Here is a 1,031-nt window from a genome sequence, read left to right as displayed (position 1 = left end):
CGATCAACACGTCGTGCTCGTCGGGTCTCGTCGCGGCGCACCAGGCGTGCCAGAGCCTGCGCGCGGGCGACTGCGACACGGCGATCGCCGCGGCGGTGAACCTGATGCTGACCCCGCACGCGTGGTGGGGCATGAGCCAGGCGGGCATGCTGTCCGAGGATGGCCGTTGCCGCGCGTTCGACCGTCGCGCGAACGGCCTGGTCCCGGGCGAGGCGGTGGTGGCGGTGGTGCTCAAGCGGCTGTCGCGGGCGCAGGCCGACGGCGACCCGATCCACGCGCTGATCGTGGGCAGCGGGATCAACTACGACGGGCGGACGAACGGCATCACGGCACCGAACGGCGCGGCGCAGGCCGAGCTGATCGGCGAGGTGCAGGCGCGGGCGAAGATCGATCCGGGCCAGATCGGTTACGTGGTGACGCACGGCACGGGCACGCGGCTGGGCGACCCGGTGGAGATCAACGCGCTGGACGAGGTGTTCGGGGCGAAGGCGCCGGCGCCGGGATACTGCGCGCTGACCTCGGTCAAGGGCGCGGTGGGTCATGCGTTCGCGGCGGCGGGGCTGGTGAACCTGGTCTGCGCGGTGCAGGCGCTGACGCAGCGGACGATCCCGCCGAGCCTGCATTGCGAGGAGCGCAGCGACTACATCGACTGGTCGCGCAGTGCGTTCGAGGTCAATCGCGAGCGCCGGGAGTGGGTATCGGCGACGCCGCGGGTGGCGGCGGTGAGCGCGTTCGGGATGAGCGGCACGAATGCGCACATGCTGTTGCGCGAATACGAGGCGCCGGCGGTGGCGGAGGAAGGCGGTCCGGCGTACTGGTTGCTGGCGGTGTCGGCCAAGAGCGGGGAGGCGCTGCGCGAACGGCTGGCCGACCTGGCGACGGCCTTGCGCGGCCGTGCGTGGGGCGCGGCGGACGTGCGCTCGCTCGGCTACACGCTGCTGTGCGGCCGGCAGGCGTTTTCCCATCGCTGCGTGGTGGTCGCACAGGACGCGGACGATGCGATCCGCCTGCTCGAGTGCGCTGCCGCGGGC

The 1,031-nt window shown here is 72.6% G+C and carries 1 protein-coding gene; it reads left to right on the top strand.

Annotation, left to right across the window (positions count from 1 at the left end; all coding sequences use genetic code 11):
• Positions 1 to 1,031, top strand: a 1,031-nt coding sequence (locus JNG39_RS21095) for a beta-ketoacyl synthase N-terminal-like domain-containing protein (RefSeq protein WP_368313927.1), incomplete at both ends; no start/stop codon positions are given.

It is taken from the genome of Luteibacter sp. CQ10 (assembly GCF_040900725.1).
In the GTDB taxonomy this organism is placed as follows: Bacteria; Pseudomonadota; Gammaproteobacteria; order Xanthomonadales; family Rhodanobacteraceae; genus Luteibacter.
The sequence above is the reverse complement of the archived record's forward strand: the minus strand, read 5'-3'. Positions and strand labels throughout refer to the sequence as shown.